This is a genomic window from Marinobacter sp. L-80 (genome assembly GCF_056859395.1).
This window is the reverse complement of sequence record NZ_JBSXOI010000067.1, coordinates 238503-263917: the sequence shown is the minus strand read 5'-3', so window position 1 is coordinate 263917 and position 25415 is coordinate 238503. Positions and strand designations below refer to the sequence as shown.

24 protein-coding genes are annotated in these 25415 nt (G+C 59.7%); 6 read left to right on the top strand and 18 right to left on the bottom strand.

Going from position 1 to position 25415, the window contains the following annotated elements; all coding sequences use genetic code 11:
• Positions 1–99: 99 nt before the first annotated feature.
• The 3 genes from AC13E3_RS12135 to AC13E3_RS12125 are packed head-to-tail and all read left to right on the top strand — an operon-like array spanning position 100 to position 5040.
• Complete coding sequence (locus AC13E3_RS12135) at positions 100–1674, top strand: NADH-quinone oxidoreductase subunit L (RefSeq protein WP_104270516.1); 1575 nt, start codon at positions 100–102, stop codon at positions 1672–1674.
• Positions 1674–4037, top strand: coding sequence for a YbcC family protein (locus tag AC13E3_RS12130; RefSeq protein WP_482902063.1), 2364 nt, complete (start codon positions 1674–1676; stop codon positions 4035–4037). The genes AC13E3_RS12135 and AC13E3_RS12130 overlap by 1 nt, the downstream gene beginning before the upstream one ends.
• Before the next feature lie 13 nt (positions 4038–4050).
• Complete coding sequence (locus AC13E3_RS12125) at positions 4051–5040, top strand: L-threonylcarbamoyladenylate synthase (RefSeq protein WP_008177259.1); 990 nt, start codon at positions 4051–4053, stop codon at positions 5038–5040.
• On the opposite strand, the gene nei is transcribed toward AC13E3_RS12125, so the two are convergent.
• Entirely contained in the window at positions 5037–5879 is an 843-nt protein-coding gene (gene nei, locus AC13E3_RS12120; RefSeq protein ID WP_482902062.1) for an endonuclease VIII, read from the bottom strand. The two genes, AC13E3_RS12125 and nei, sit on opposite strands and share 4 nt — an antisense overlap.
• 170 nt (positions 5880–6049) lie before the next feature.
• On the opposite strand from nei, the gene AC13E3_RS12115 reads away from it, so the two are divergent.
• The gene (locus AC13E3_RS12115) at positions 6050–6436 is read left to right on the top strand and encodes a hypothetical protein (protein WP_008177257.1); all 387 of its coding nucleotides are present in this window, start codon (positions 6050–6052) and stop codon (positions 6434–6436) included.
• A gap of 29 nt (positions 6437–6465) precedes the next feature.
• Here the strand turns inward: AC13E3_RS12115 and AC13E3_RS12110 are convergent, their stop codons facing one another.
• Together AC13E3_RS12110 and AC13E3_RS12105 are read right to left on the bottom strand one after the other, a co-directional pair.
• The gene (locus AC13E3_RS12110; protein WP_008177256.1) at positions 6466–6753 is read right to left on the bottom strand and encodes a hypothetical protein; all 288 of its coding nucleotides are present in this window, start codon (positions 6751–6753) and stop codon (positions 6466–6468) included.
• A gap of 92 nt (positions 6754–6845) precedes the next feature.
• On the bottom strand, positions 6846–7493 hold the full coding sequence (locus AC13E3_RS12105) for a hypothetical protein (protein ID WP_008177255.1): 648 nt from the start codon (positions 7491–7493) through the stop codon (positions 6846–6848).
• A gap of 139 nt (positions 7494–7632) precedes the next feature.
• On the opposite strand from AC13E3_RS12105, the gene AC13E3_RS12100 reads away from it, so the two are divergent.
• A complete protein-coding gene (locus AC13E3_RS12100) occupies positions 7633–7953 on the top strand; it encodes a hypothetical protein (protein WP_008177254.1) in 321 nt (106 codons plus the stop codon).
• Between the two features lie 11 nt (positions 7954–7964).
• On the opposite strand, the gene AC13E3_RS12095 is transcribed toward AC13E3_RS12100, so the two are convergent.
• From AC13E3_RS12095 to AC13E3_RS12070, 6 genes are all read right to left on the bottom strand, one after another.
• Complete coding sequence (locus tag AC13E3_RS12095) at positions 7965–9767, bottom strand: AMP-dependent synthetase/ligase (protein WP_405418066.1); 1803 nt, start codon at positions 9765–9767, stop codon at positions 7965–7967.
• Entirely contained in the window at positions 9764–10573 is an 810-nt protein-coding gene (locus AC13E3_RS12090) for an ABC transporter ATP-binding protein (protein ID WP_008177252.1), read from the bottom strand. Before AC13E3_RS12090 ends, AC13E3_RS12095 begins: the two co-directional genes overlap by 4 nt.
• An 8-nt stretch (positions 10574–10581) precedes the next feature.
• Positions 10582–11790 (bottom strand): ABC transporter substrate-binding protein, encoded by a 1209-nt coding sequence (locus tag AC13E3_RS12085; RefSeq protein WP_008177251.1) that lies wholly within the window; start codon positions 11788–11790, stop codon positions 10582–10584.
• A gap of 71 nt (positions 11791–11861) precedes the next feature.
• Positions 11862–12905, bottom strand: a complete 1044-nt coding sequence (locus tag AC13E3_RS12080; protein WP_405418062.1) for a branched-chain amino acid ABC transporter permease — start codon at positions 12903–12905, stop codon at positions 11862–11864.
• A 1-nt stretch (position 12906) separates the two neighbouring features.
• Positions 12907–13785 (bottom strand): branched-chain amino acid ABC transporter permease, encoded by an 879-nt coding sequence (locus AC13E3_RS12075; RefSeq protein WP_153637081.1) that lies wholly within the window; start codon positions 13783–13785, stop codon positions 12907–12909.
• Entirely contained in the window at positions 13785–14600 is an 816-nt protein-coding gene (locus AC13E3_RS12070) for an ABC transporter ATP-binding protein (RefSeq protein ID WP_136629984.1), read from the bottom strand. Before AC13E3_RS12070 ends, AC13E3_RS12075 begins: the two co-directional genes overlap by 1 nt.
• A gap of 154 nt (positions 14601–14754) precedes the next feature.
• Between AC13E3_RS12070 and AC13E3_RS12065 the strand changes: the two genes are divergently transcribed.
• Positions 14755–15546 (top strand): enoyl-CoA hydratase/isomerase family protein, encoded by a 792-nt coding sequence (locus AC13E3_RS12065; protein ID WP_136629985.1) that lies wholly within the window; start codon positions 14755–14757, stop codon positions 15544–15546.
• Between the two features lie 41 nt (positions 15547–15587).
• On the opposite strand, the gene AC13E3_RS12060 is transcribed toward AC13E3_RS12065, so the two are convergent.
• The 9 genes from AC13E3_RS12060 to AC13E3_RS12020 form a co-directional block, all read right to left on the bottom strand.
• Positions 15588–16811, bottom strand: coding sequence for a CaiB/BaiF CoA transferase family protein (locus AC13E3_RS12060; protein ID WP_153637082.1), 1224 nt, complete (start codon positions 16809–16811; stop codon positions 15588–15590).
• 24 nt (positions 16812–16835) lie between these two features.
• Complete coding sequence (locus AC13E3_RS12055) at positions 16836–18299, bottom strand: NAD-dependent succinate-semialdehyde dehydrogenase (protein WP_288365848.1); 1464 nt, start codon at positions 18297–18299, stop codon at positions 16836–16838.
• A gap of 36 nt (positions 18300–18335) precedes the next feature.
• Positions 18336–19019, bottom strand: a complete 684-nt coding sequence (locus AC13E3_RS12050; protein ID WP_136630001.1) for a TetR/AcrR family transcriptional regulator — start codon at positions 19017–19019, stop codon at positions 18336–18338.
• Between the two features lie 45 nt (positions 19020–19064).
• Entirely contained in the window at positions 19065–19769 is a 705-nt protein-coding gene (locus AC13E3_RS12045; RefSeq protein ID WP_136629987.1) for an ABC transporter ATP-binding protein, read from the bottom strand.
• Positions 19766–20548 (bottom strand): ABC transporter ATP-binding protein, encoded by a 783-nt coding sequence (locus AC13E3_RS12040; RefSeq protein WP_136629988.1) that lies wholly within the window; start codon positions 20546–20548, stop codon positions 19766–19768. The genes AC13E3_RS12045 and AC13E3_RS12040 overlap by 4 nt, the downstream gene beginning before the upstream one ends.
• The gene (locus tag AC13E3_RS12035; protein WP_136629989.1) at positions 20545–21492 is read right to left on the bottom strand and encodes a branched-chain amino acid ABC transporter permease; all 948 of its coding nucleotides are present in this window, start codon (positions 21490–21492) and stop codon (positions 20545–20547) included. The genes AC13E3_RS12040 and AC13E3_RS12035 overlap by 4 nt, the downstream gene beginning before the upstream one ends.
• A complete protein-coding gene (locus tag AC13E3_RS12030; protein WP_136629990.1) occupies positions 21489–22358 on the bottom strand; it encodes a branched-chain amino acid ABC transporter permease in 870 nt (289 codons plus the stop codon). The genes AC13E3_RS12035 and AC13E3_RS12030 overlap by 4 nt, the downstream gene beginning before the upstream one ends.
• A gap of 80 nt (positions 22359–22438) precedes the next feature.
• Positions 22439–23662, bottom strand: coding sequence for an ABC transporter substrate-binding protein (locus tag AC13E3_RS12025; RefSeq protein ID WP_153637083.1), 1224 nt, complete (start codon positions 23660–23662; stop codon positions 22439–22441).
• A 130-nt stretch (positions 23663–23792) separates the two neighbouring features.
• A complete protein-coding gene (locus AC13E3_RS12020; RefSeq protein ID WP_136629991.1) occupies positions 23793–25406 on the bottom strand; it encodes a long-chain-fatty-acid--CoA ligase in 1614 nt (537 codons plus the stop codon).
• Between the last annotated feature and the right edge of the window lie 9 nt (positions 25407–25415).

Genomic DNA, 25415 nt, shown 5'->3' with positions numbered 1-25415 from the left:
TTAAATAACGAACGAATCGATCGGATATATATATTTTTGTTCACAGCAAAAGCCTCGGATACTACGCGTATTAAATACTCCTGATTCCGAGGCCCTCGCATGTTCGATGTTCAGGCGATCGAATCCTTGTTCTCACTGCTGGTACCGCTGCTTTTCGGTGCCGGAGCAGTCGCGACCGGATTGGCAACCAACCAGAGCAACCTTCTCGCACGGTCATTGACCTTCAAGCTTGCCTTTGTATCGGCTTTGGCCGCCGCAATCGGAAGTTGGTGGTGGCCGGTCGATGGCGTCTGGTTCAGTCACGCGCCTCTGGCCTCAATCATGTTGCTGCTTATCACTTTGCTGGGAATGGTGCTGGGACGCTTCTCGGAGAGGTATCTTGCGGGGGATCCCGGCCAGCGCCGATTTATGATCTGGCTTCAGGTGATCCTCGCCAGCGTTGCCATGATCGCCATCACCAATCATTTGCTGGTGTTCCTCGTCAGTTGGATTGCCATCAGCGTAAGCCTGCACCAGTTGCTGATGTTCTTTCCTGATCGCCCGCGCGCCGCCCTGGCCGCGCACAAAAAATTCATCTTTGCGCGAATTGCGGAGTTCTGCCTGGCACTGGCGTTCCTTCTGCTTTATGTCCAGTACGACACGCCCTTTATTGATCGGATTCTGGTCCAGGTATCCGGTGCAACAGAGGTGCCCGCCGGCGCCCAGATCGCTGCGGTTTTGATGGCCGTGGCTGCTTTGCTCAAATGCGCACAGATGCCGTTCCACGGTTGGCTGATTCAGGTGGTGGAATCACCCACGCCGGTTTCTGCCCTGCTTCACGCTGGCGTTGTGAACCTTGGCGGTTTCCTGATGATTCTGATGGCACCGCTTATTTCAGAAGTAAGCGCCGCCCAGTGGCTGCTGCTTGCAGTGGCAGGGCCCACGGCGGTGTTTGCCAGCCTTGTTATGATGACCCGTATTTCCATCAAGGTAAGACTGGCCTGGTCAACCTGCTCCCAGATGGGCTGGATGCTGGTTGAGTGCGCTCTGGGGCTGTACGAGCTGGCACTCCTGCATCTGGTTGCCCATTCTGCTTACAAGGCCCACACCTTCCTGAACGCCGGCAACACCGTTGAGTTGTCGATGAAAAAACGCCTGGTTACCGTCAATGAGCCCGGGGCAAAACAGTGGCTGGCCGCTGCCGCCCTGGCCGGCCTGTTCATGCTGCCGACTGTTTTTCTGTCCAATGAGACCAGCACAGCACACATGTTTTCATGGCTTGTCCCGGGCATCGCCCTGACGATTCTGCTCTCAGAATTCCTGTCGGCCGGGGGCGGCGTTGTAACGGTCGGGCGTGGCCTGATTATCGGCGCCGCCTTCTGGGCATTGTACTGGCTTCAGAAAACCTTCTTCGGCATGGTGCTCGCCCCACCGGAGAGCCAGGCAAGCCTGCTGGAAGTGGTTTTTGTCGCGGCCCTTATCGCAATCCTGGTACGCGGCTACTACCAGATTCGCTACCACCGTTTCTCACCCGCAGGCGCCAGGCTTTACCGGTTCCTGTTCGCCGCGGGCTACCTCGATGAGTGGTCCACCCGTCTGACCCTGAAAATATGGCCTGCCAAACTGCCTGATGTCGTGCGGCCGCGAGCCGTGGTCAGCGTGTCTTCAACCTCTGGTTCCAGGGAGTCCGCATAATGTTAGCGTCGAACCTTAATGCCACCACCGAAGCAACCACTCATACACCAGATTGGCAGGCGGCCGTCACCGATGCCTGCGCGCGAATCGCGCCCTCCTGGCCATTGGATCAGATGATCGCCGTGAACCCGTTCTGGGAAATGCGGGACCTGCCATTCACCAGGGTCGCTTCGCGCATGGCGGCACTCAATGGCACCTGCTGCCAGAATCAGGCCGCGCTTGCCGGGCAGGGCAACGGCCCGGCAGCCGCGGAGACCGCCAGCATGCCCGAACACTGGCAGAACCTGAGCGCCCAGCTGGATCGCAATCGCGACACCGCCCATCAGGTAGGCTGGCAGGATGAAGTTGTGCATCAGATAAGCCAGTTCTGCGGCGACTATTTCCAGCGTCTGGATGCCGGTGATTTCAAGGCGGATGCCCAGGACCTTTACCATAGCTGGCTGCAAATGACCCGGGCTGACCGCGGCATTGCCATTGTTATGGGAGAACCATCCCTGCCCTCCCAGTTTCAGGTGTTGCCGGATCAGCATGAAAAACTGATTACCGATGCCCTCGAAGCCCTGGCATCCCAACCGGACTATGCGCCAGATTATGCCCATGCGCTCCTCCTGGATATCAACGGCTGGTCATCCTGGGCCGCCTACTTGCGGTGGCAAGCGCGACTCAGTGGCCACGAGGAAGACCTGCTGCCGGGTCTACTGGCCATCCGACTGGCCTGGGAGCTCGCCATATGGCGGCACGTCCAACACGTTGGCGGGGCCATCTTTGCCGAACTGAAACAACGCTGGCTCAAACAGTGGGATGGCTGGCCAGAGATGCTCCAGACCCACGAGCAATCTCAAACCACAGGTTGGCGCCAGCAAACAGAGGCTGAGTCGGCCTACCAGTCACAGATGGCTGAAAAGCTTCTTACCAGGCCTGAAAATCCCTCGTCGGACGATCAGCCGCTGAAGTTACAGGCGGCCTTCTGCATCGATGTTCGGTCGGAGGTCTATCGTCGTGCGCTGGAAGCCCAGAATCCAGCTATCCAGACCCTCGGGTTTGCCGGCTTCTTCGGCCTCCCGATCTCGTATCGACCCAAGGGCACCGGGTTTTGCCGGCCGCAATTGCCGGGCTTGCTGGCGCCGGCGCTCGAGGTTACTGAGGCCGAACCTGCCGGCAGTTTCAGCCGGCAGTCATTAGCCAACCACTCCCACTGGTCACAGTTTTCCAACGCCGGCCCGGCGAGCTTCAGCTTTATCGAGAGCATGGGCCTGGCAGGTCTGGGACGCATGGTTCGCAAAACCTTTTTTGGCAAGTCCTCGGATAACCCGGTCGATCAACTCCATAAGGGACAGACCGAGTTCGAGATCCGCCAGAACGGGACCCTGCTGGGCGCTGCGGAGAAAGCGGAGTTGGCCGGGGGTATTCTCCGGGCCATGACCCTGACTCATGATTTTGCGCCCACCGTTCTCCTTGTTGGGCACGGCAGTAGTACGCGTAACAATCCCCATGCAGCGGGCCTCGACTGCGGCGCCTGCGGCGGACAGACCGGTTCGGTAAATGTTCGCGTACTTGCCGGCATCCTGAACGACAAGGACGTGCGTGCGGCCCTGGCTGAGCAGGGGATTTTGATCCCCTCCGAAACCCGGTTCGTGGGGGCACTGCATAACACAACCACCGACGAGGTCGAGTGCTCAGGTGATGTTCCCGACGAGATCCGGGGTTTCCTGGCCAATGCCGGCGCCCAGGCACGTCGTGAACGCGCCCTGCGGCTTGGTATCGCAAACGAGAGCGATGTTGACAGCGCCATCAAAAAGCGCAGCCAGGACTGGTCCGAAGTGCGCCCGGAATGGGGTCTTGCCGGCAACGCCAGCTTTATCGTGGCGCCTCGTTCGGCCACGCGACACCTGGACCTGGGTGGCCGCAGTTTCCTCCACGACTATCGCTGGCGCGAGGATGAAGGCTTCAACATCCTCGAACTGATCATGACCGCGCCCATGGTGGTCACCCACTGGATCAACCTTCAGTACTTCATGTCTGTTACCGACAATCTGCATTACGGTAGCGGCAACAAGGTCCTGCACAACGTGGTTGGCGGCCACCTGGGGGTTTTCGAGGGCAACGGCGGCGATTTGCGAATCGGTTTGCCGCTGCAGTCGGTACACGATGGCCAGCGTTGGGTTCACGAGCCCCTGCGCCTGAGCGTTTACCTGGCCGCACCGAAAGAAGCGATTGCCGAGATCGCCCGGAAACACAAGGTCGTAAAGGATTTGATCGGTAACGACTGGCTGTATCTGTTCCGGATCAACGACGAGCACACCTCGATAGAGCGTTTTTATCAGAATCAATGGCAAACTGTTGCCTGTGACTCCAATCGGTAAACCCTGAGACCTTATGCCCGCAACCATCAAGTTAGACGCGACCCAATCCGCTGACGTTGAGAAAGCCGCCAGCCTGCTTCTTGCCGGCCATCTCGTTGCTGTGCCCACCGAGACTGTCTATGGCCTCGCGGCCGACGCCAGCAACGAACAGGCGGTCAGAAAAGTGTTTGAAGCAAAGCAGCGCCCGGTCGGACACCCTCTGATCGTGCACGTTGCGTCACCTGACAGGGTCAGACTCTGGGTCGACCACCTGCCGGAGACCGCCAGGCAGCTGATCAAGGCATTCTGGCCGGGGCCACTCACACTGCTACTGCCAAAGAAAAGCGGCGTCAGCGATTTCATTACCGGCGGCAACCCGGGCGTGGCGGTCAGGATGCCGGCGCACCCGGCCACGCTGGCAACCATGGAGCAGCTCGGCCGGGATCTGGTTGCCCCATCTGCGAACCCCTATGGCAGGATCAGCCCGACCACCGCAGAGCACGTGCTCGCGGGCCTGTCCGGAAAGATCGAGGCGGTTCTGGATGGCGGGGACTGTTCAGTGGGCATTGAATCCACCATTGTCGACCTCACCGGCGACACGCCAGTTATCGCCCGGCCCGGGCAGATCGCACAGAGCGATATCGAAGCCTGCTTGGGAATCACGCTCGCCCCGGGCAAAAGCGCCAGTCAGGCGGTGCCGGGGAGCGTAAAGCGCCACTACCAGCCTGTTACGCCTACGGTTGGAGTGGCCACGGATCAATTCGCCCGGCTTCTGCCCGAAGTTACATCGGCAGGCGAAAAGATTGGCGTGATCTGGTGGCAGTCGCCCCCAGACGAGCGGGCATCCGAGGCCATTATGCTCAGCGCCGATCCGAACGAATACGCTCGCATGCTCTACACCGCCATGCACTCGATGGACAAGGCAAACGTCGATCGGATCGTGATTGAGCTTCCGCCCAGGGAAAGCCAATGGCTGGCCGTCCACGATCGGCTGGGACGGGCCTGTACCGAACAATTCGCCTAAGCCGGCGTGCCCTGGCATGCAGGGCAGTAATACAGGCGCCGGCTGGCCATCATGGTTTTAACTAGCGGCGACGCGCAATCGTGGCAGCGTTGGCCATCGCGGTTGAACACCATGTGTCGGCGCTGCCCGAACGTCCACCCTTCTTTTTTGAGCCGCTCTGCCCGCTCGGGCGGATTGGTGATGCCCTTCAACCGATAGGTTCGCTGCACCAGGGTCAGGATGGCCTCGGCCAATTTCGACTGCTGATCGGCGTCCAGATCACGGGGCCGTGCCCGGGGTGAGACACCCGCTTCAAAGAGGATTTCCGAGCGGAGGTAATTACCGATTCCGGCAACGAACGCCTGGTCCAGCAGCAAACCACCCAGGTTCCGGCCCCGGAAACGCTTGTCGTCAAACACCGCCAGAAGCTGATCGACGCTGACATCCTGATTGAGAGGGTCCGGCCCGAGCCGTGACAGATAAGGCACCTCGCTCAATTCATCGGGCCGAACCAGTTGAATGTCGGAGGCGCTGTACAACCGGGCCGCTTTCTTCGGACCGATAATGGCAAATCGCAGCTGCCGGTTTGTACTCGGTTCCCGATCGGGTGTGCCCATGCGCCACTTGCCATACAGCTGGTTATGGCTGTAAACGCACCACGGCCCGTCTTCATCTGTGGCCTCAAAAAACACCAACACGGCTTTGCTCCGCGCCTCCACTCTCTCGACTCTGCGTCCCCTAAGGGCACTCTCAAAGGGTTTCAGGTGCTCAAAGGCAAAGAACACCGATTGCGCTGTCTTGCCGCCAACGGCCTTATGGATGTCGTCGACCATGCGGCGTATTTCGGGACCCTCGGGCATACTTGTTTCCGCTCCTGACCAGTCTCTCTGCATCACGGGTAAGCTAAACCCTACGTTGCTTCCAGCAATTCGGAGTTGTCGGGTCACAAAGTTTTGCCCGGATCCAGGTAAGCCCTTTGCTCAACCTGCTCGTAGGTTCTGATGTATTCAACGTAAGAGCAAGGTGAGTCATGAAGGACACCAAGCTGGCTCTGTTCATCGCAGCAATCCTGATTGTGCTGGCGGCCGCGACGCGGGAGGAACCGTCTGCCTCTGAAAGCTGGGCGACGACCCGGGTTGTTCCTCTGGTCTTTGCAGAGGAGCTCGGCGCCGATCAATGGCCACCTTCGATGAGGGATCGTTTTCTGAACGATACGGAAAACCAGATCAGAATGAGTCAGCCTGACAGGGTAATGCGTGATGACCGCGGCCCCGATGAGTGGCTGCCGTCTTCAGGTCAATGCGATTACATGGGCAGGTTCATGGCGGTGATGGAGCGCTACCAGCTCCACCACCGCGAGCCCCATTGGCGGGACTGGCAAACGAAAAGGCAGCGCTGTTATACCCAGTTCCAGTAGAAGCAGCCTGACGTTCCGAAGCGGGATGCCTAGCGTTTGTCGTCTGGCCCAATCAGGTCAGACAGCTGCTTGCGAAGGGAATCAACATTTTCTTCGCCGCTTTCCTTGAGCTCATCCAGTTTTTTGCGACCATCTGAGATTTTATCTTCGACCGAGCGCAATGCATCGGAAGCGCTCTGCTGGATATCCGCGCTGGCCTTCTCGTTCTCGGCTTCCGCTTCTTTGGCTTTGGCCTTGGCTTTGAGGGAATCGGCTTGTTTTTCCCATTCTTCTAGCTGGGTTTCGGCCTTTTTGATCAGTTCGTCTTTCAGTGACATGAAATGCCTCCATTGCTTGATTGGCGGATATTTAACCATATCCTCGAGAAATAGAAACGGAAACGCAACCTAGGTCCAACCGAATAGCTGCCTCAGTCCGCTTTTGACGATTGATCCGAGCTGTCAGACTCCGAGCTACCCTTGCGCTCGGGCTGCAACTCCTCTTCAACCCAGCGCCTCACCTGATGTCGATCCTTTCGGCGAACCAGCTGTTCGCTGTGAATATTTCGGGGAAAAATCTGGGGCCCACCTTCGTGGCTGAGAGAAAAACTGCGCCGTACACCCACCGGATACTTTGTGGGCCCGTGAATCACAGCTGCCCGGATTTCAACGCCGGTTATGTCCTCGAACAGGTAATCGCTTTCGCTTTCTTCACTACGACGCCCCAGGATGATGTTCCGGAACGAGCCCAGCACCAGATACCCACCGGGCTGCAAGGGCCCCTGCCGAAGCACCTGGTGCACGTTCGCGTCGTCCGCCCCGACCCGGCGATACTCGGTCACCGTCATGGTCTTCTCTTCGCCTGCCCGGGTATAGAGAACCACCTGAACGCACTGCACGTGCACCGTTTCCTTGCCCATGTTCACCAGCAGACACAGGGCATCCGGGTTTTCATTCTGGGCGTGATGAATCACAAGGTAGGGCCGGTTGTTTCGTTTGTACTGCAGGAAAAACAGCTGGAAGTAGACAATCCAGACGATCGCCATGATTGCGCTGCTGACAGGCGCGATGTAATCCATTTATTAATTCCCTCCCGATTCCAACACTCCGAAAAGCCAGCTTGCTTTGAACCTTCCATACTCAACTGGATAACAGGATCCCAATCGGAGATAATAAACGCGATTATTTAACACCAGTGCCATTCGTTAGTCTCTGGTCATGACCATTTACAGCGTTATTCAATTAGTCATTTTTTCGGTTCTGTTGCTCAATACCGTGCACCTGATGCCAGCTTTTGGCCGCTGTCTGAAGGGTGCAGAATCGGCATTCCAGTCCGGGTATCTCTGCGCCATGCTCACCATGCGCCTGGCCCGCAACATTCTGGGCCTGATCCTGGTAACCGCCAGCACCGCGCCCAACCCGGAAATTCACGCCCTGGTGCCCAAGGGTATCCTGCTGTTCCTGGTTCTGGCACTCATTAACGCCGCCCTGACCCAGTACATGGAACGAATCCGGGTGGAAGAGGGCGCCCGTTTCTAGGCGCCTCGCTGTCAGGCGTAAAGCGACTCGATCACCTCGGTATATTTCTCGTAGATATTGCTCCGGCGGACTTTCATGGTCGCCGTTACCTCGTCATCGTCGTGGTCCAGTTCCTTCGTCAGCAAGTGGAAGCGTTTGATCTGCGCCACCTGTGGTAGCTGCTCGTTGCCCTTGTTTACTTCTGCCTGGATGAGGTCATTCACCTGCGGCTGCTCGGTCAGGCTCCGGAAGGTGGTGTAGGCAATGCGCTCCTGCTCTGCCCACTTTGCCACCGTATCGAAATCAATCTGGATCAGCGCAGACACATATTTTCTGGCCTCACCGATCACAATGCATTCCTTGATATAGGGACTGGCCTTGATGGTGTTTTCGATTTCCGTTGGTGAAAGATTCTTGCCGCCGGCGGTGATCATGATGTCTTTCAGACGGTCGACGATCTTTAGCTGGCCATCCCGCCATTCACCCACGTCACCGGTGTGCAGCCAGCCATCCTTCAAAGTTGAAGCCGTGGCCTCGTCGTTCTTGTAATATCCCTTGAACATGCTGCCACCGCGCATGATGATCTCGTTGTGCTCCCCAAGCGTTACCTCCACTCCGGACACAGCCACACCCACCGTTCCAAGGCGCACGTCATCAACGGGTTGTGCCGTGGCAACGCCGGTACTTTCCGTCTGGCCATATACCTCTACCAGGGGAATGCCGATGGTCCGGAAGAACTCCAGTATGCCGGTTGATATAGGGGCTGCCCCGGTGAGCGCAATGCTGCATCGGCGCAGGCCGATAAAATTCTGCAAGGCGCGCAACACCAGCCAGTAGCTGATGCCATACAGGCATTTTTCCTTCAGGTTCCAGTCTGCGCGGGGTTTCGTGGCCATAGGCGAACACACCCGGATTGCCCATTTGAACAATGCCTGCCGCAAACGCCCGGTCTCCTGAATCTTGATGTAGATGGACGAGTGCAGTTTCTCCCATATCCTCGGCACCCCCAGGAAAAAGGTCGGCGCAATCTCCCGCAAATCCTCCTGAATGGTCCGCAGGCTCTCGCCGAAGCTGACCGTACTGCCCACATAGACCGGTGCAATGTTGGTAAAGGCCTGCTCTGCAACGTGGCAAAGCGGCAGATAGGAAAGGCTCGAGCCGTGTTCGTCCGCCTGCAACAGCTCAATAAGCCCCGGCGCCGCGGCATGAAGGTTGTGCCAGCTGATCATTGCCCCCTTGGGTCGGCCGGTGGACCCGGAGGTATAGATCATCAGGGCGGTGTCATCCATTTGCTGGCTGTCCAGCAATTCATCCACCAGGTTGGGATGCTGCGTTTCGAATTCCCGGCCCCTGGCCTCGATATCCTCGAATGCCGACGGCGGCTCCGGGTAATAGCGCAGGCCCTTCATATCAATGGCAATGCAGTGCTTCAGTTTGGGCAAATCTGGCCAGGCTTCCAGCACCTTGTCGGTCTGTTCCTGATCTTCGCAGATCGCAAATTCCGCGTCGCTGTGCTGCAGGACATAGGCCACCTCGTTCCAGGGACTGGTGGGATAGACCCCGACACAGATGCCCTGCACCAGGCCGATGCCCATCTGGCCGATGACCCACTCCACCCGGTTTTCCGAGATAATGGCCACGTGGCCACCCGGTTCGAGCCCCATGGCACGCAGCCCCAGCCCGAAGTGCCGGGCCCGCCGGTAATAATCCTGCCAGGAATAGGCCTGCCAGATACCGAAGTCCTTCTGGCGCAAAGCAAGGGCGTCCGGCCGCTCCCGGGCATGGGCCCGGAGCATCTGTGTCAGCGTGAGGTCAGGGATGGAAGGCGTTGTCATGACAGCCACCGTTTACGGCGTTTGTAGTGCTTGATGTCTCGATAACTGCGGGCCTCACCTTCCTTGCCACCCACACCCAGATAGAATTCCTGAACATCTTCATTGGCCGTGAGTTTGTCTGCCGGGCCGTCGATTACGATCTTGCCGTTTTCCATGATGTAACCGTAGGATGCAACCGCCAGTGACACCGCGGCATTCTGTTCCACCAGAAGAATGGCAGTCCCCTGTTCCCGGTTGATTCTGGCCACGATGGTAAAGATCTCTTCCACCAGCAGCGGCGCCAGACCGAGGGAGGGCTCATCCAGCATGATCAGGTCCGGCTGTGCAATCAGCGCCCGACCCAGGGCCAACATCTGCTGCTCGCCGCCGGAGAGGTAACCGGCCAACTGCTTGCGGCGCTCCTTCAGTCTCGGGAAATAGTTATAAACCAGCTCATAGCTGTCACTCAGGGACGGCTTACTGCCACTGAGCGCGTAGGTGGCGGCAATCAGGTTCTCCTCAACCGTGAGGTCCTCGAACACTCGTCGGCCTTCCATGACATGAAAGAGTCCGTCGCGCACAAGCCGCTCCGGCGGAACACCTTTTACATCCTTACTCCTGAAGCGTACTTCGCCGGCAGTGACCTCTCCGTCTTCCAGGGTCAGCAGCCCTGAGACGCTTTTGAGGGTGGTGGATTTACCAGCACCATTGGAGCCGAGGAGCGCTACAATGGCCCCCTTCGGAACCCGCAGTGACAGGCCCCGAAGGACCTGCACTGACTTGTTGTAGACTACCTCGATATTATCGATTTCCAGTAAGGCTTCCATACAGCCCCTCAGTCGAGGTGGATCCAGTCCGACACGGGCTCATAGCGGCCCTCGTCAGCGTTCACCCGCCAGATACGGCCTACCGGGAAAGACATGTCCCGCACGGTCACGGGAATCCCGATGATACCGCCGGTGTCCCAGTCCTCGATGGAGGCCAGGGCCTCTGCCATGTTGTCCGCGTTCAGCTCTTTGCCGGCATCCAGGGTGCGCTTGATCACTTCGGTCCAGACCATGGCGTTGAACCAGCCCTGGATATACCCGGTGGGACGGTAGCCGGCCTCCGGATCACTCTTCTCGGCCTGGGCCCTCAGGGCATCCAGCATCGGGCCACTTTCCTCACTGTCGTAGTAGTTATAGGGCATCACGCCCATGTAACCATCAGCATCTGCACCCATCTTGTCGATAATCAGCTTGTCCGAAGACCAGAAGGTACCCATGAATTGGGTATCCAGGCCCATCTGGCGCATCTGCACCATGAATTCGTTGATCGGTGACAGCACATAACCGTGGAAGACCACGTAATCGGGGCGCACCCGACGCAGTTTCAGCACCTCGGCAGAGACGTCGACACTGCCGGGCTTGGTGACAATTTCTTCCACCACTTCAATGCCCAACTCGGCAGCGCGGGCCTTGCCATTCTCGATCGGGTCCTTACCAAATTCGGTATCGCTATAGACAAACGCCACGTTCGGCATATCGCCGCCTTCACCCTGGGATGCGATGTACTCGAGGATGATGCCGAACATCTGGCTGTAGTTCGGCCCCGGAATGAACTGATACGGATAGGTTTCGTTGTCGGTCAGCACGGTAGCGAAGGACGCGCCGCTCATGAGCGTGTTGCCCTGGCTGTTGAGCTCCGAGGCGATGGCCTTCATGAAACCGGTGCTGTCGCCGTAATAGGTAGCCGGCGAGCTGCTGCCGGAGATCTTCTTGAAAGCCGCGACCGAACGGTCCACCTCATAGGCAGTGTCTTCCATGACGTATTCCACGGGATGACCATTGATGCCGCCCTGGCTGTTGATCCAATCGGTGTAGTCGGTGAGACCGGCATGAAGGTGAATACCGGCAAAGGCAAAGACACCGGAAAGCGGTATGGAGCCACCGAACACGATGGGCTCTTTATCCTGAGCCATCGCCGGGGCAGCAACTGTCAGTGCAGCGACCAGGCTACCAAGCCCGGCAAGCCGGCGACCTTTTTCGAGGATGTTTCTGAACATGTTTCTTCTCCTTGCTGCTTCTTGTTGTTGGTGGTGCATGGGCCCGAGGTAGCGAGCCCGTTGAAACACGATTAATTCCTGAACGGCCACAGGCGGAAGAAGCGACGGATCCGGTGCCAGATCTCCGCCAGGCCGTGGGGCTCGAAGATCAGAAAGCCCACGATCAGGGCGCCAAAGATGATTTCCAGCATCGGCGACATGAACACCGGCGCATTCGGATAGAAAGGCGTCAGCGCGGCGGTCAGCAGCTTCAGGGCTTCCGGCACCAGGGTCATGAAGGCGGCGCCAAGAATGCCACCCAGCAAGTTCCCCATACCGCCGACGATCACGGCCGCCAGATAGAAAATGGACATGGAAAGCGGAAAGCTCTCTGGCGTGACCACCCGATAGAAATAGGCGAACAGGCCGCCGGCGATCCCGGCATAGAACGAGCTGAGCGCAAAGGACATGAGCTTGTAGCGCAACAGGTTAATGCCCAGGATCTCCGCGGAGATATCCCGGTCGCGAATGGCGATAAAGGCCCGGCCAATTCTTGTCCGGAATACATTCCTGGCACCCGCTACCATCAGCACCGCCAGCGGCACAATGATGAAATACATCATGAAATCGCTCTGGAAGGTCAGACCGAACAGGTGCGCCGGCTCCAGGCTCAAGCCACCCATCCCGCCGGTTACCGATTCCCACTCGGCGAAGATGAAATGCAGGAACACGCTGGCCGCGAGAGTCGCGATGGCCAGATACAAACCTTTGACGCGAAGCGAGGGCAGGCCGACGAGGATCCCGACGGCGGCTGCCATGAGGCCGGCCAGTACCAGGGTCACCGGGAAAGGCAATGCGGTGTTAATCGACAGCCAGGCAACGGTGTAGGCACCCACCCCCATGAACCCCGCCTGCCCCAGGGAAATCAAGCCGGTAAAACCGGTCAGGATATTCAGGCCGGTAGTACTGATCACGGCAATGCCGACCAGGCATCCGAGGTAGAGCAGGTAGGAATTCACTGCGAAAGGGAAAACCAGCAACACCAGCAGAAAGAATCCCAGCCAGAACTTCTGAGTCTGGCTGGTCCAGATTGCCTCATCGGCCTCGTAACTCTGTTTTGCGTCACCGATGCGCATCTTACACTCGCTCTATTTCGTGGGTGCCAAACAGGCCGTAGGGGCGAATCACCAGGATGATCGCCAGTACCAGGAAGGTGGCCGGCATCCGGTATTCACCGCCCAGATAGGCGCCCGCCACGGTCTCCAGCCAGCCAATGAACACGCCGGCCACCAGGGCGCCGAGAATGCTGTCCAGGCCGCCAACGATCACCACCACAAGAACACTCAGGCCAATGATCCCGAATTGCGGGCTGAGACCCCCGGTGGCCGCCACCAACACGCCTGCCAGGGATGCCGCCAGAGAACCAAAGACCCAGGCCATGTTGAACACCCGGCGCACATTAATGCCCATTGAATAGGCTGCCGCCTGATCCGAGGCGGTGGCTCGCAGGGCCACGCCACCCCGGGAGAATCGGAAATAGAGCAGATAAACAATGAGCAGGCCCGATCCGATAAGAAAGCCGTAGGCAATTTTGGGGGCCAGATACAGCTCGCCGATAAACACCGGCTCACGAGGCAGGAAATTGGGCAGCAGCTGGGGATCCGCTGTCCAGATAAACTCCACCAGGCCCACCAGGATGCTGGCGATGCCGATGGTCACCATCACTACCGAAATCGGTGACTCGCCCAGCATTGGCCGGATCATGGTCTTCTCAATCACACCGCCGAGAATGCTGCCGCCGATAACCGCCAGTGGCAGGGCAATCCAGGGCGACATTTCCATGCCACCGGCAAACGCCAGGAACAGGTAGGCCGCAAACATCATGATCTCGCCGATGGCGAAGTTAATGACTTTCGTGGCCTTATAAATGATCACAAAGCCCAGGGCGATGAGGGCATAAAGGCCGCCCATGGCCAGGCCCGCGAGGCTGATTTCGCCGAAGAACAACCAATCCATCAGGCGGCCTCCCCCTCGGCATTGAGCTTTTTGCGCAGGCTCTCGATATCGCTGTTACCCAGGTACGCCTTGATCACCTCGGGGTTGTTCTGAACGTCCGCAGGCAGACCTTCGGTGATGACCTGGCCAAAGTTAAGCACGGCGATGTGATCAGAAATATCCATCACCATGCCCATGTCGTGTTCCACCATCAGGATAGTGACACCCCACTCTTCCCGGATGTCGAGTATAAACCGGGCCATGTCTTCCTTTTCCTCGCGGTTCATGCCCGCCACCGGCTCATCCAGCATCAAGACTTTCGGCCGCATGGCCAGTGCCCGGGCCAGCTCCACCCGCTTCTGAAGGCCGTAGGAAAGGCTGGCCACCGGCTGGCGACGAATATGGTCTATCTCAAGGAAATCGATGATCCGCTCCTCCACCTCTTTCCGGACGGCCATCTCCTCACGCCGGGCCGGGCCGAAATAGGCCAGGGCACTGAGCAGCCCGCTCTTCATATGCACATGAGCGCCCAGCTTGATGTTGTCGAGAACGGTCATACCCCGGAACAGGGCAATGTTCTGGAAGGTTCGGGCCAGCCCCATTGCGGCTCGCTTCGGTGGCTTGATGCTGCCCGGCAGTGGCTGCCCCTGATAGTGAATAGTGCCCTGCTGGGGTTTGTAGAACCCGGAGATGCAGTTAAACAGCGACGTTTTGCCAGCGCCGTTGGGGCCGATAATGGTGGTTACGGTGTTCTCAGGCACCCGGAAACTCACGTCCTGCAGCGCCTTCACACCACCAAACGACAGAGACAGGTTACTGACCTCGAGGATACTCACGTATAACACGCCCCAAGATGTTTATGATTGTTGTTATTTGCTGGTCCGGACGAGTCTGGAACGTCCAGACCTAAAAATAGTCGACGCAGCTTCCCCGCGCCAGAAAACCGTGTTCTATATTCAGGGTTCAGGTCCGATAAAAAGAGGAACAACAATGACCTCCCCCGTGATCCTGCAGTTCGACGAAAACACCGGCGTGGCTAGCCTGACCTTCAACCGTCCGGAAGCACTCAATGCCATCGACATTCCCATGGCCGAGGCCTTCCTGGAGGCCGCCAAAGCCCTGAGGGACCAGCCTGGACTTCGGTGCGTAGTGCTGACCGGAGCCGGCCGCGCCTTCATGGCCGGCGGGGATGTCGCCAGCATGGCTGGCGGTCCTGAACAGGCCCGGGAAGTAGTCAATGCCCTGCTGGACGACCTCAACCCGTCCATTCTGATCCTGCGCGAACTGAACGCCCCGGTCATTGCAGGAGTCCGGGGCTTTGCCGCCGGTGCCGGGCTGAGCCTGGCCCTAGGCGCGGACCTGATTATTGCTGACGCCAACGCCCGGTTCATGGTCGCCTACGATGGCATCGGCACGGTTCCGGACTGCGGGGGCACCTGGTTCCTGAACCGCCGCATCGGTGCCGGTCGGGCCAGTCAGCTGATGCTGCTGGGCCAAACCTTGACCGCCGAGGAGGCGCTGGACTGGGGGCTGATCAACCGGGTTGCCCCCGAAGGTGAGTTTGACGGTGCCCTGACCGACCTTGCACGCAAGGTTGCGAACGGCCCGAGCCGAGCCTACGCCGCCTTCCGACAACTCTCGGACGATGCCTTCGGGGGCAGCCTTTCCGGACACCTGGAAGCGGAGAGACAAGCCTTCCTGGAGGCGGTTGGAACCTCGGACTTCCAGGAAGGGGTCGCCGCGTTTCTCGCCAAGCGACCGGCACAATTCCGGGGGCAATGAGCGGTGCGGGCACCCGTACCTGAATAGCCGCACTGCCGCGGTCACGAGATCACACCGCGCTCCCTGAGCGCTTCGATCTCTCCGGGAGGCAGGCCGGCAACCCGTTGCAACACCTGCTCGGACTGCTCGCCGAGTAACGGTGGTGCCGTGCGATAGTCCACCGGGGTCAGTTTCAGCTTGATCGGATTACCAACGGTAGGCACCTCGCCCAGGCTGGGGTGAGTGACAGTCTGCCTCATGCCCCGCGCCAGTACCTGGGGGTCCTCAAAGACCTGGTCCAGGGTGTTCACCGGTCCGCAGGGCACGCCAGCCTGTTCCAGAATCCCGACCCACTCCCGGGTCGACCGCATCACGGTGGCCTGCCTCAGTTTCGGGACCAGTTCCTTGCGGTTGGCCACCCGGGCCCGGTTGGTGGCAAAGCGTTCATCGCTGGCCCATTCCGGGTGCCCGAGCACGTCGCACAGCCGGGCAAACTGCTGGTCATTACCCACCGTCAGCACCATGTTGCCGTCCGCGGTGGGGAAGTCCTGGTAAGGCACGATGTTGGGGTGGGCATTGCCCATACGCGCCGGTGCCTTGCCGGTGGTCAGGTAATTCATGGCCTGGTTGGCCAGGCAGGCCACCTGTACGTCCAGCAGCGCGGCCTCCACGTACTGCCCTTCCCCGGTCCGGTCCCGGTGGCTGAGGGCAGCGAGCACTCCGATGGTGGCGTAGAGCCCGGTCATGATGTCCGTCAATGCCACGCCGACCTTCATAGGCCCCGCCCCGGGCTCGCCATCTGGCTGGCCGGTGATGCTCATCAGCCCGCCCATGGCCTGGATCAGGAAGTCATAACCCGGGCGGCTGGCGTAAGGGCCATCCTGGCCAAAGCCGGTAATGGAGCAATAGATGAGTTTCGGATTGATGCGCCTGAGGCTGTCGTAATCCAGGCCGTAGCGCTTGAGGCCGCCGACCTTGAAGTTCTCCAGCACCACATCCGATTCGGCCACTAGCTTGCGGACCAGCGCTTGCCCCTCGGGGTGGGCGATATCCACGGCCAGGGACTGCTTGTTGCGATTGGCGGTCAGGAAGTAGGCGGATAACTCGGCATTGCCATCCGCGCCCTGAAGATAGGGCGGCCCCCAGGACCGGGTGTCATCCCCAGTGCCCGGGCGCTCGATCTTGATTACCTCGGCGCCGAGATCCCCGAGGATCTGACCGGCCCAGGGGCCAGCCAGAACCCGGGAAAGATCCAGCACACGCAGGTGCGACAGGGGGCCTGCCATCCGACTCTCCTCGCAACCGACGTGTTAGCGCATGCCACCGAGGCACAGGTATTTGAGCTCCATGAACTCGTCCAGGCCATAACGGGAACCTTCCCGGCCCAGGCCGCTTTCCTTGACCCCGCCGAACGGCGCCGCCTCGGTGGAAATAATGCCCTCATTGATACCGATCATGCCGGTTTCCAGGGCTTCGGCCACGTGCCAGATGCGACGGATGTCGTTGCTGTAGAAATACGCTGCCAGACCGAATTCCGAATCATTGGCCATGGCAATCGCCTGTTCCTCGGTGTCGAACCGGAACAGCGGCGCCACCGGACCAAAGGTTTCCTCACTGGCCACCAGCATGTCCTGGGTGACGTCGGTAAGGATGGTCGGCTCGAAGAAGGTACCGCCGAGCGCATGCACCTTGCCACCAAGGGCCACCTTTGCACCCTTGGTGGTGGCATCGGCGATGTGCCGCTGGACCTTGTCCAGGGCTGCGGCATTGATCAGCGGGCCCTGCTGGGTGTCACCTTCAAGGCCGGCACCGACGATCATCTTGCTGACGGCTGCCTTGAGCTTTTCAACAAATTCGTCATAGACACCGGACTGGACATAGATACGGTTGGCGCACACGCAGGTCTGCCCGGTGTTGCGGTACTTGGAGGCCATCAGCCCCGCCACCGCGGCATCGAGATCGGCGTCGTCAAAGATGATGAACGGGGCATTGCCACCGAGCTCCAGACTCACTTTCTTGACCGTGCCGCTGGCCTGGCGCATCAGCAACTTGCCCACCGGCGTGGAGCCGGTGAACGACACCTTACGGATGACCGGATTGGTGGTCAGCTCCTCACCCACCTCCGGCGCCCGACCTTTCGAGCAGGTCACGATGTTGAGAATCCCAGGCGGGACACCGGCTTCTTCCGCTAGCGCAGCCAAGGCCAGGGCGCACAGCGGGGTATCCTCGGCCGGCTTGACCACCACCGGACAGCCTGCGGCCAGGGCCGGGGCCACCTTGCGGGTGATCATGGCCACCGGGAAGTTCCAGGGCGTGATTGCCGCCACCGCCCCGATGGGCTGCTTGATCACCACGATGCGCTTGTCGCGACCGTGACCCGGAATCACGTCGCCATAGGCGCGCTTGGCCTCCTCGGCGAACCACTCGATGAAACTGGCGCCGTAACCCACCTCACCCCGGGCTTCCGCCAGCGGCTTGCCCTGCTCCGCGGTCATCAGCCGGGCCAGGTCTTCCTGGTTCTGCATCACCAGATCAAACCACCGGCGCAGGATACCCGCGCGTTCCTTGGCCGGACGGGCACGCCATTCCGGCCAGGCCGCCTCGGCCGACTGGATCGCCTGCCGGGTATCGTCGGCGCTCATGTCCGGCACGTTGGCCAGATGTTCGCCATTGGCCGGGTTGGTCACCGGCAACAGACCACCGGAACGGGCCTGGACCCATTCGCCATTGATATAGGCGCTTTCGCGCAGCAGTTCCGGATTCGTCAAACTGATAGTCATCACAGTCCTCACAGGAGAGAATCAACGCCCTCAGAGCAGATAGCTTTCAATCACATCCCTGACAAAGGCAGCATAGTCGTCAACGGCCACATTCTGGTCGCGGTACTTCCGGCGCTTCAGGTACCAGTCCTGTAGCAGGGCCTTGATCATCGAGGCCACCAGCCGGGCATTCCTCGGCCGGTACACGCCTGCCTCGATACCGTCCTCGATAACACCCAGGAAGATGTCTTCGATCTCCAGTTCGATGGCCACAGCATCCCGCTTTTCCGGTGCCGGCAGGCTCTTCGCTTCCATGTAGGAGAAATAGAACCAGGCCCGCATCAGTTCGCTCAGGTACAGGTGCGCCTTGATCGCCGAGAACAGCTTGTCACGTACGTCATTCACCTCGCGAGTGTAGTGCAACAAAGTGCGGCGGGTGATGGTGAAGCCGTGGCTCTGGATCAGGTGGATCAGGTCGTCCTTGTTGCGAATGTAGGCATAAAGGCCGCCCATGCTCATGCCCGAGTCCGAACACAGATCCCTCAGGGTCATGGCATGGAAGCCCTTGGAATTGGCCAGTCTCAGCGTCGATTCGATGATGCGGATCAGGTTCTTGACCGCCGTCGCCTCCTTCTTGATGCTGATCCTGTCCTTATTCTGCTGATATACCTCTCGGACCACACCTTCCTTGGACAAACTCAACTCGTCGCGAAACGCCTCATAATTTTCAATCATTGCTGCCACGCCTGTCTGCTCCTGCGGCGGGGATTATAAGTCAGATCACGCAACCGACAGGAACCGGTCCTGGGTTGCCTGATCTTTGCGCAACTCGTCGCTGGGTGCCTCATGCACGACCTGCCCTTTTTCCAAGATGTACGCCCTGCGGGCATGTTTCAGCGCGAACTGCACGCTCTGGTCAGTGAACAGGATGGTCGTGGTCTTGCTCAGATCATCGATCAGCTCGCCGATCTGCTGCACAATCACCGGCGCCAGCCCCTCGTTCGGCTCGTCCAGCAACAACAATCTGGGCTGGATCATCAGTGACCGGGCCACCGCCAGCATCTGCTGCTGGCCACCGGAGAGGGTAGCACCGTCCTGGTCCGCCCGTTCCCCCAGCATCTCGTACTTCTTCAGGATACCGTCCACGGTCCAGCGCGCGGCACTGCCCTTACGCTGGTAGGAGGCCACCTCCAGATTGTCACGCACGCTCAGGCCGGGAAAAATCCGCCGATCCTCGGGCACATAGCCGATGCCCGCCCGGGCGATCTGGTGCGCCGGCAGGCCGTGTACCGGCTTGCCATCAAAGATCACCTCGCCGGACCGGGGCGGGGTCAGTCCCATGATGCTTTTCAGGGTCGTGCTCTTGCCGGCACCGTTGCGCCCCAGGATGCACACGGTTTCTCCCTCGTCCAGTTGCAGGGTCACGCCCTGAAGAGCCTGGCTCTCACCGTAGAAGGTCTGGATATTGCGAACATCAAGAATCATGTGTTGGCCTCCTCGACCACCTCGTCTTCTTCCTCACCCAGGTAGGCGGCACGAACCTCCGGATGGCTCTTCACTTCCTCCGGCGCACCGGCGAACAGCTTCTCGCCCCGGTGCATGACCAAGATCCGGTCGGCCAGATTGAAGACCACGTCCATATCGTGCTCGGTGATCAGGAAGGTGTAATCGCCACTGTCCGCCAGGTTTTTAACCAGCTTGGTGGTACGCCGGGTCTCGTCGGGGGTCATACCGGCGGTGGGTTCGTCCAGCAGCACCAGTTTGGGCCGGGTAGCCAGCACCATGGCGATCTCCAGCAGGCGTTTGTCACCGTAACTGATGATCTCGGCGCGCTGGTCCTTGAGACCATCAATACCCAGACGCGCCAGCAGCTCAACGGCTTCTTTCTGGATGCCGGTATTACGCGAGGCAATGTTGAACAGCTTGCGGCTGTGGCCATGATAGGCCGACAGCACCACCTCCACGTTTTCCTGCACCGTCATCTCGGGGAAAATATTGTTGATCTGGAACGAACGGGACACTCCTAGCCGGCTGATTTTGTGCGGCGGCAGCCCGGTGATGTCCTGCCCGTCGAGGGTGATTTTGCCCTCGGTTGGCAGCATCCGCCCGGACACCATGTTATAGAAGGTGGTCTTGCCGGCACCGTTGGGGCCGATGATGGCAATGGTTTCCTTCGGCATGACTTCCAGGTTAATACCATTGACGGCAGTGACCCCACCGAACCGTTTGGTCAGGTTGTCTATGTTCAGGATCGGTTTGCTCATTTCTTCACCTCCATCCACCAGTCAAGGGCGGTACCCAGCAGGCCCTTGCGGAAGAAAATCACCATCATGGCCAGGATGATGCCGAGGACCAGCATCCAGGACTCGGTGAAACTGGTGATCCAGGTCTCCAGCAACACGAACACCGCCGAGCCAACGAACGGACCCAGGAAGTAACCGGTGCCACCGAGAATCGCCATCAGGACCGGCTCGGCGGACATGGACCAGTGCAACAGCTCCGGACTGGCCACCCGCAGGAACGGGGCGATCAGGCCACCGGCCAGACCGGCGAAGGTACCCGCGATGACGAAGGCCACCAGGCGGTAAGTCCGGACATTCAGGCCGGCGAAGGACACCCGCTCGGGGTTCTGGCGGATGGCCTTCAAGATCATGCCGAAGGAACTGCGGCAGATCAGGTACAGCACCACCGCGGCAATGGCGACGATGGCCAGCACCACATGGTAGTAGACCGCCGGGTTACCCAGGGTCAGGTCCAGGCCAAGGCCGAAGGAGCCCAGGGTGAAGCCCGCCAGGCCGTCACTGCCGTTGGTCACGGATCGCCACTGGTAAGCGATGGCAAACACCATCATGCCGAACGCCAGGGTCAGCATGGCGAAATACACCTCGTTGAGGCGAACGCTCAGGAAGCCAATCACCAGGGCCAGCAACGCCGAGGCACCCATGGACACCAGCAGACAGGCCAGGAACGGCCACTCCAGGTGGATCAGTACCAGCGCCGTGGCGTAGGAACCGATACCGAAGAAAGCCGCATGTCCGAAACTGAGCATGCCGGTGTAACCGAAGATCAGATTGAAGCTGGCCGCAAACAGGCCAAGGATCAGGATTTCGGTGAGGATAAAGATATAGAAGTAGGAGGCGATCCAGGGCACTGCAATCAGGCCCGCAATCACCACGGCCAGAAGGCCCATCAGAATTTTGGTCTTCATGCGGCTGCCCCCTTGCCCATGATGCCATTGGGTTTGAACAACAGAACCAGCGCCATGCCAAGAAACGGCAGCAGCAGGTTCACTTCCGGCAGGTAGCGGCCGCCAAAGCCGTGAATCAGGCCGAGGACAATGGCACCGAGCAATGCGCCCGGGAAGCTACCCAGACCGCCGATGACCACCACAATGAACGACTCGATGATGATCTTGTCACCCATGCCAGGGTCCAGTGCCCGCATCGGCGCCGCCACCACGCCGCCAACAGCGGCCAACCAGGCACCAAACGCAAATACACCGGTGACCACCATACGGGTGTTGATACACAGGGCTTCGGCCATGTCCCGGTCCAGTGCCGCGGCACGCATGATGCGACCCACGCGGGTGCGGTTGAACAGGTACCAGAGCCCGGCTAGCAACAGCAGACCGATAACAATGACAAACAGACTGTAGGTGGACACGGAACTGCCCAGCAGTTCGACCGAGCCTGACAGCAACTGAGGTGGCTGGACCACCTGGATACCGCTGCCCCAAATGGTGCGGACACTCTCGTTGATAATCAGCAGGATCGCGAAGGTCAGCAGCAGGCTGTCCGCGACGTCCCGGCTGTAGATGAATCGCAACAGCACACGATCGATGATGACAGCCAGGATGGCCACACCGATCGGTGCCAGTAACAGGGCTGCCCAGAAGGGCATTCCCACAAGGTTGATCAGGGTGAATGCCAGATAGGCTCCCAGCATATAGAGAGCCCCGTGGGCAAAGTTGATGATGTTCAGAACACCGAACACGATATTCAGACCCACTGCAATGATGAATAGCAGCAGCCCGATATCGAGACTGTTCAGCAACGCCGCTCCGATGCCAGACATGGATTACCTCATTAGGTTAGGGCCGGTTACATGGCGCCCCGCAGGGCGGGCGCCACGGCAAGCTTTTGAAAAGGTTCAGATCAGAGCTTGCAACCGGTCTCTTCAATGGTGCGGGCTACTTCTTCACCGTCAAAGATCTGCAGGTTGGTCAGGGTCCGGATACCGTGCTCGGGATGCATCGGGCCGGAAACACCCCAGTTCGGGCTGACCATGGCCTGGTTATCGCCTTTGCGGAAAGTCACCGTACCGTTGGGGGCTTCCATGCTCATACCGCTGAGAGCCTTGGCCACAGCCGGGCCTTCGGTGGTTCCGGCCGCTTCCATCGCCTGCTTGTAAGCATAGATGGCAGCATAGGCACCCTCGGCGTTATAGCTCGGCGGATTGCCGTAGGCATCGATGTAGGCCTTCACGAAACGGTCGTTGATGTCGTTGTCGTAGGCCTCGTACCAGTAACGGGTGGACAGGTGCACACCCTCGGGCATTTCCTCACCCAGGGCAGAAAGCACTTCGGTGGCAGCACCGACGGTGAACATCAGCTCCATGTCCTTCTCGAAAAAGCCACGGGTATTGGCCTGACGGATGAAGTTGACCAGGTCACCACCCCAGACCGAGATCAGCACACCGTCAGCGTCCGAGTTCATCACCCGGTCAATGAACGGAGTGAAGTCCTCGGCCCCGAAGCGCGGGAAGTTGGTCTCCGACATCAAGTTCACATCCGGTTTGATGTCCTTCAGGTAGTTGCCAAAGAACTCCCAGGACTGGTGACCGAAAGCGTAGTCCGGGCCAATGGTGGTCCAGTTGGTGGCATCGGTTTCCGCTGCAACCAGAGCGGCAGCCTTCATGTTCTGGGCCACGTTGACGCTGATGCGGTAGGTGAACGGGTTACACAGCTTGCCGGTGACATCCGGCGTGGCCGCGTGGGTGATGATCAGCGGCTTCTGCAGCTCCGGCATGGTCGGCACCATGCCCTGGGCGACACCCGAGCTGTCCAGCCCCACCAGGGCATCCGCCCCTTCGGAGTAGACCAGCTTACGGGCAGCCTGGATGGCGACCGATGCCTTGCCCTGGCTGTCCTCGTAGATCATTTCCACCTGCCGGCCGAGAATACCACCGGAGGCGTTGATTTCATTGACCGCTAGGTCGATGCCCTTCTGGGCAAACTCACCGTAGGTGGCGGCACTGCCGGAGAGGATATAGAGGCCGCCGATCCGGATCGGGTCCTCGGCATAGCTAGTCCCCGCGGTAGTCAGGGTCGCGGCTGCGGTCATCGCAACCAGCAGTTTCTTCATGCTTGTTTTCTTCATGGTATTGCTCCTGTGTTCTTGTCTTTGTTGTCACTGGAACTGTCAGGCCCGTTACATCGGTGCCCGTTTTCGTTGGTCTGAATGCGTTGTTCGCGCTATCGCAACCTCCTGCTGACCATGGTCAGCCCAATCATCGGGACAGGGAGTCCCGGAGAATGTTCTTGCGGATCTTGCCGGTGGCGGTCTTGGGCAGCTCGCCCAGCACCACCTTCCTCGGCGCCTTGAAGTGCGCCATGTTGTCCCGGCAAAAGGCAATGATGTCCTCAGCGGTCAACTCGTCACCGTCATCAACGGGATTGACGAAGGCACAGGGCACCTCACCCCACTTCTCGTCAGGCATGGCCACCACTGCCGCTTCGGAGACTTTCGGGTGCCGGTAGAGCACTTCCTCAACTTCCAGGCTGGAGATGTTCTCGCCGCCGGAGATGATCACATCCTTGGCCCGGTCCCGGATTTCAACGTAGCGGTCGGGGTGCATGACCGCCAGGTCGCCGGTGTGGAACCAGCCATCCCGGAAGGCCTTGTCGGTAGCGTCCGGGTTCTTGAGATAGCCCTTCATCACGGTGTTGCCCCGGATGCAGATCTCGCCCATGGTCCTGCCGTCGGCCGGTACCGGCTCGCCGCTGGTCATGTCCAGAATGTCCACGTCGTCCAGGCCATGGGTGGGGACACCCTGCCGCGACATCTTCACGGCCCTCTCTTCCAGGGGCAGCGCCTGCCATTCCGGCTGGGGCACGCACAGGTTGGACGGACCAAAGGTTTCGGTCAGGCCGTACAGGTGCGTGATCTCGAAACCGATTTCCTCCGCCTTGCGGATCACACTGCTGGGGGGCGCGGCGCCACCCAGGGCGAAACGGGCACGCCGTGAAAGGGTCAGGTTCTCACGACCAAGATCCTGCACCAGCATGTTCATCACTACCGGGGCGCCGCACATGTGGGTCACGCCGTATTCCTCGATCCGGCGATAGATCTCCCGGGTATCCACTTCCCGCAGGCAGACATGGGTGCCGCCAACGGCGGTGATCGCCCAGGTGTAGGCCCAGCCGTTGCAGTGGAACATCGGCAACGTCCACAGGTAGACAGTCTCGGCGGTCATATCGAAGGCCATGGCGTTCGACATGGCGGCCAGGTAGGCACCCCGGTGATGGTAGACCACGCCCTTGGGATTACCGGTGGTGCCGGAAGTGTAGTTCAGGGTGATGGCATCCCACTCGTCGTCCGGCTGCGACCAAGAGGCTTCCGGGTCGCCCTCGGCCAGCAGGGATTCGTAGTCCAGTTCAGCCAGGCCTTCGCTGGGGCCGGACTTGCGCTCGATAGCCACCAGCAGCGGCGGCACCTCCAGCTCGGCAATCGCCGCCCGGACCTGGTTTTCCCACTGGGTGTCGTAGAACAGCACCCGCGCCTCACCGTGGGCCAGGATGAACGAGAGGGTACCCGCGTCCAGACGGATATTCATGGAGTTGAGCACCGCCCCCGCCATGGGCACCGAGTAATGGGACTCGAGCATTTCATGGCTGTTGGGGCACAGGATCGCTACCGTGTCGCCAGGGGATATACCCCGGGCGCGCAAGGCATCCGCCATCTGCCGGCAACGGCGATACAGATCGCGGTAGGACAGGCTCATGTCATCGTCGATGACCGCCTGCTTGTCCGGGTAGACTCGCGCCGATCGCTGCAGCAGGGTCAGCGGGGTCAGGGCTGAATGGTTGGCGGCGGTCTTGTTCAGGTTCTTGTACTTGTTCATATCGCACCG

Coding starts and splice junctions, on each gene's coding strand:
- AC13E3_RS12135 (WP_104270516.1), top strand. CDS start 100: ATGTTCGATGTTCAGGCGATCGAATCCTTGTTCTCACTGCTGGTACCG.
- AC13E3_RS12130 (WP_482902063.1), top strand. CDS start 1,674: ATGTTAGCGTCGAACCTTAATGCCACCACCGAAGCAACCACTCATACA.
- AC13E3_RS12125 (WP_008177259.1), top strand. CDS start 4,051: ATGCCCGCAACCATCAAGTTAGACGCGACCCAATCCGCTGACGTTGAG.
- nei (WP_482902062.1), bottom strand. CDS start 5,879: ATGCCCGAGGGTCCCGAAATACGCCGCATGGTCGACGACATCCATAAG.
- AC13E3_RS12115 (WP_008177257.1), top strand. CDS start 6,050: ATGAAGGACACCAAGCTGGCTCTGTTCATCGCAGCAATCCTGATTGTG.
- AC13E3_RS12110 (WP_008177256.1), bottom strand. CDS start 6,753: ATGTCACTGAAAGACGAACTGATCAAAAAGGCCGAAACCCAGCTAGAA.
- AC13E3_RS12105 (WP_008177255.1), bottom strand. CDS start 7,493: ATGGATTACATCGCGCCTGTCAGCAGCGCAATCATGGCGATCGTCTGG.
- AC13E3_RS12100 (WP_008177254.1), top strand. CDS start 7,633: ATGACCATTTACAGCGTTATTCAATTAGTCATTTTTTCGGTTCTGTTG.
- AC13E3_RS12095 (WP_405418066.1), bottom strand. CDS start 9,767: ATGACAACGCCTTCCATCCCTGACCTCACGCTGACACAGATGCTCCGG.
- AC13E3_RS12090 (WP_008177252.1), bottom strand. CDS start 10,573: ATGGAAGCCTTACTGGAAATCGATAATATCGAGGTAGTCTACAACAAG.
- AC13E3_RS12085 (WP_008177251.1), bottom strand. CDS start 11,790: ATGTTCAGAAACATCCTCGAAAAAGGTCGCCGGCTTGCCGGGCTTGGT.
- AC13E3_RS12080 (WP_405418062.1), bottom strand. CDS start 12,905: ATGCGCATCGGTGACGCAAAACAGAGTTACGAGGCCGATGAGGCAATC.
- AC13E3_RS12075 (WP_153637081.1), bottom strand. CDS start 13,785: ATGGATTGGTTGTTCTTCGGCGAAATCAGCCTCGCGGGCCTGGCCATG.
- AC13E3_RS12065 (WP_136629985.1), top strand. CDS start 14,755: ATGACCTCCCCCGTGATCCTGCAGTTCGACGAAAACACCGGCGTGGCT.
- AC13E3_RS12060 (WP_153637082.1), bottom strand. CDS start 16,811: ATGGCAGGCCCCCTGTCGCACCTGCGTGTGCTGGATCTTTCCCGGGTT.
- AC13E3_RS12050 (WP_136630001.1), bottom strand. CDS start 19,019: ATGATTGAAAATTATGAGGCGTTTCGCGACGAGTTGAGTTTGTCCAAG.
- AC13E3_RS12045 (WP_136629987.1), bottom strand. CDS start 19,769: ATGATTCTTGATGTTCGCAATATCCAGACCTTCTACGGTGAGAGCCAG.
- AC13E3_RS12040 (WP_136629988.1), bottom strand. CDS start 20,548: ATGAGCAAACCGATCCTGAACATAGACAACCTGACCAAACGGTTCGGT.
- AC13E3_RS12035 (WP_136629989.1), bottom strand. CDS start 21,492: ATGAAGACCAAAATTCTGATGGGCCTTCTGGCCGTGGTGATTGCGGGC.
- AC13E3_RS12030 (WP_136629990.1), bottom strand. CDS start 22,358: ATGTCTGGCATCGGAGCGGCGTTGCTGAACAGTCTCGATATCGGGCTG.
- AC13E3_RS12025 (WP_153637083.1), bottom strand. CDS start 23,662: ATGAAGAAAACAAGCATGAAGAAACTGCTGGTTGCGATGACCGCAGCC.
- AC13E3_RS12020 (WP_136629991.1), bottom strand. CDS start 25,406: ATGAACAAGTACAAGAACCTGAACAAGACCGCCGCCAACCATTCAGCC.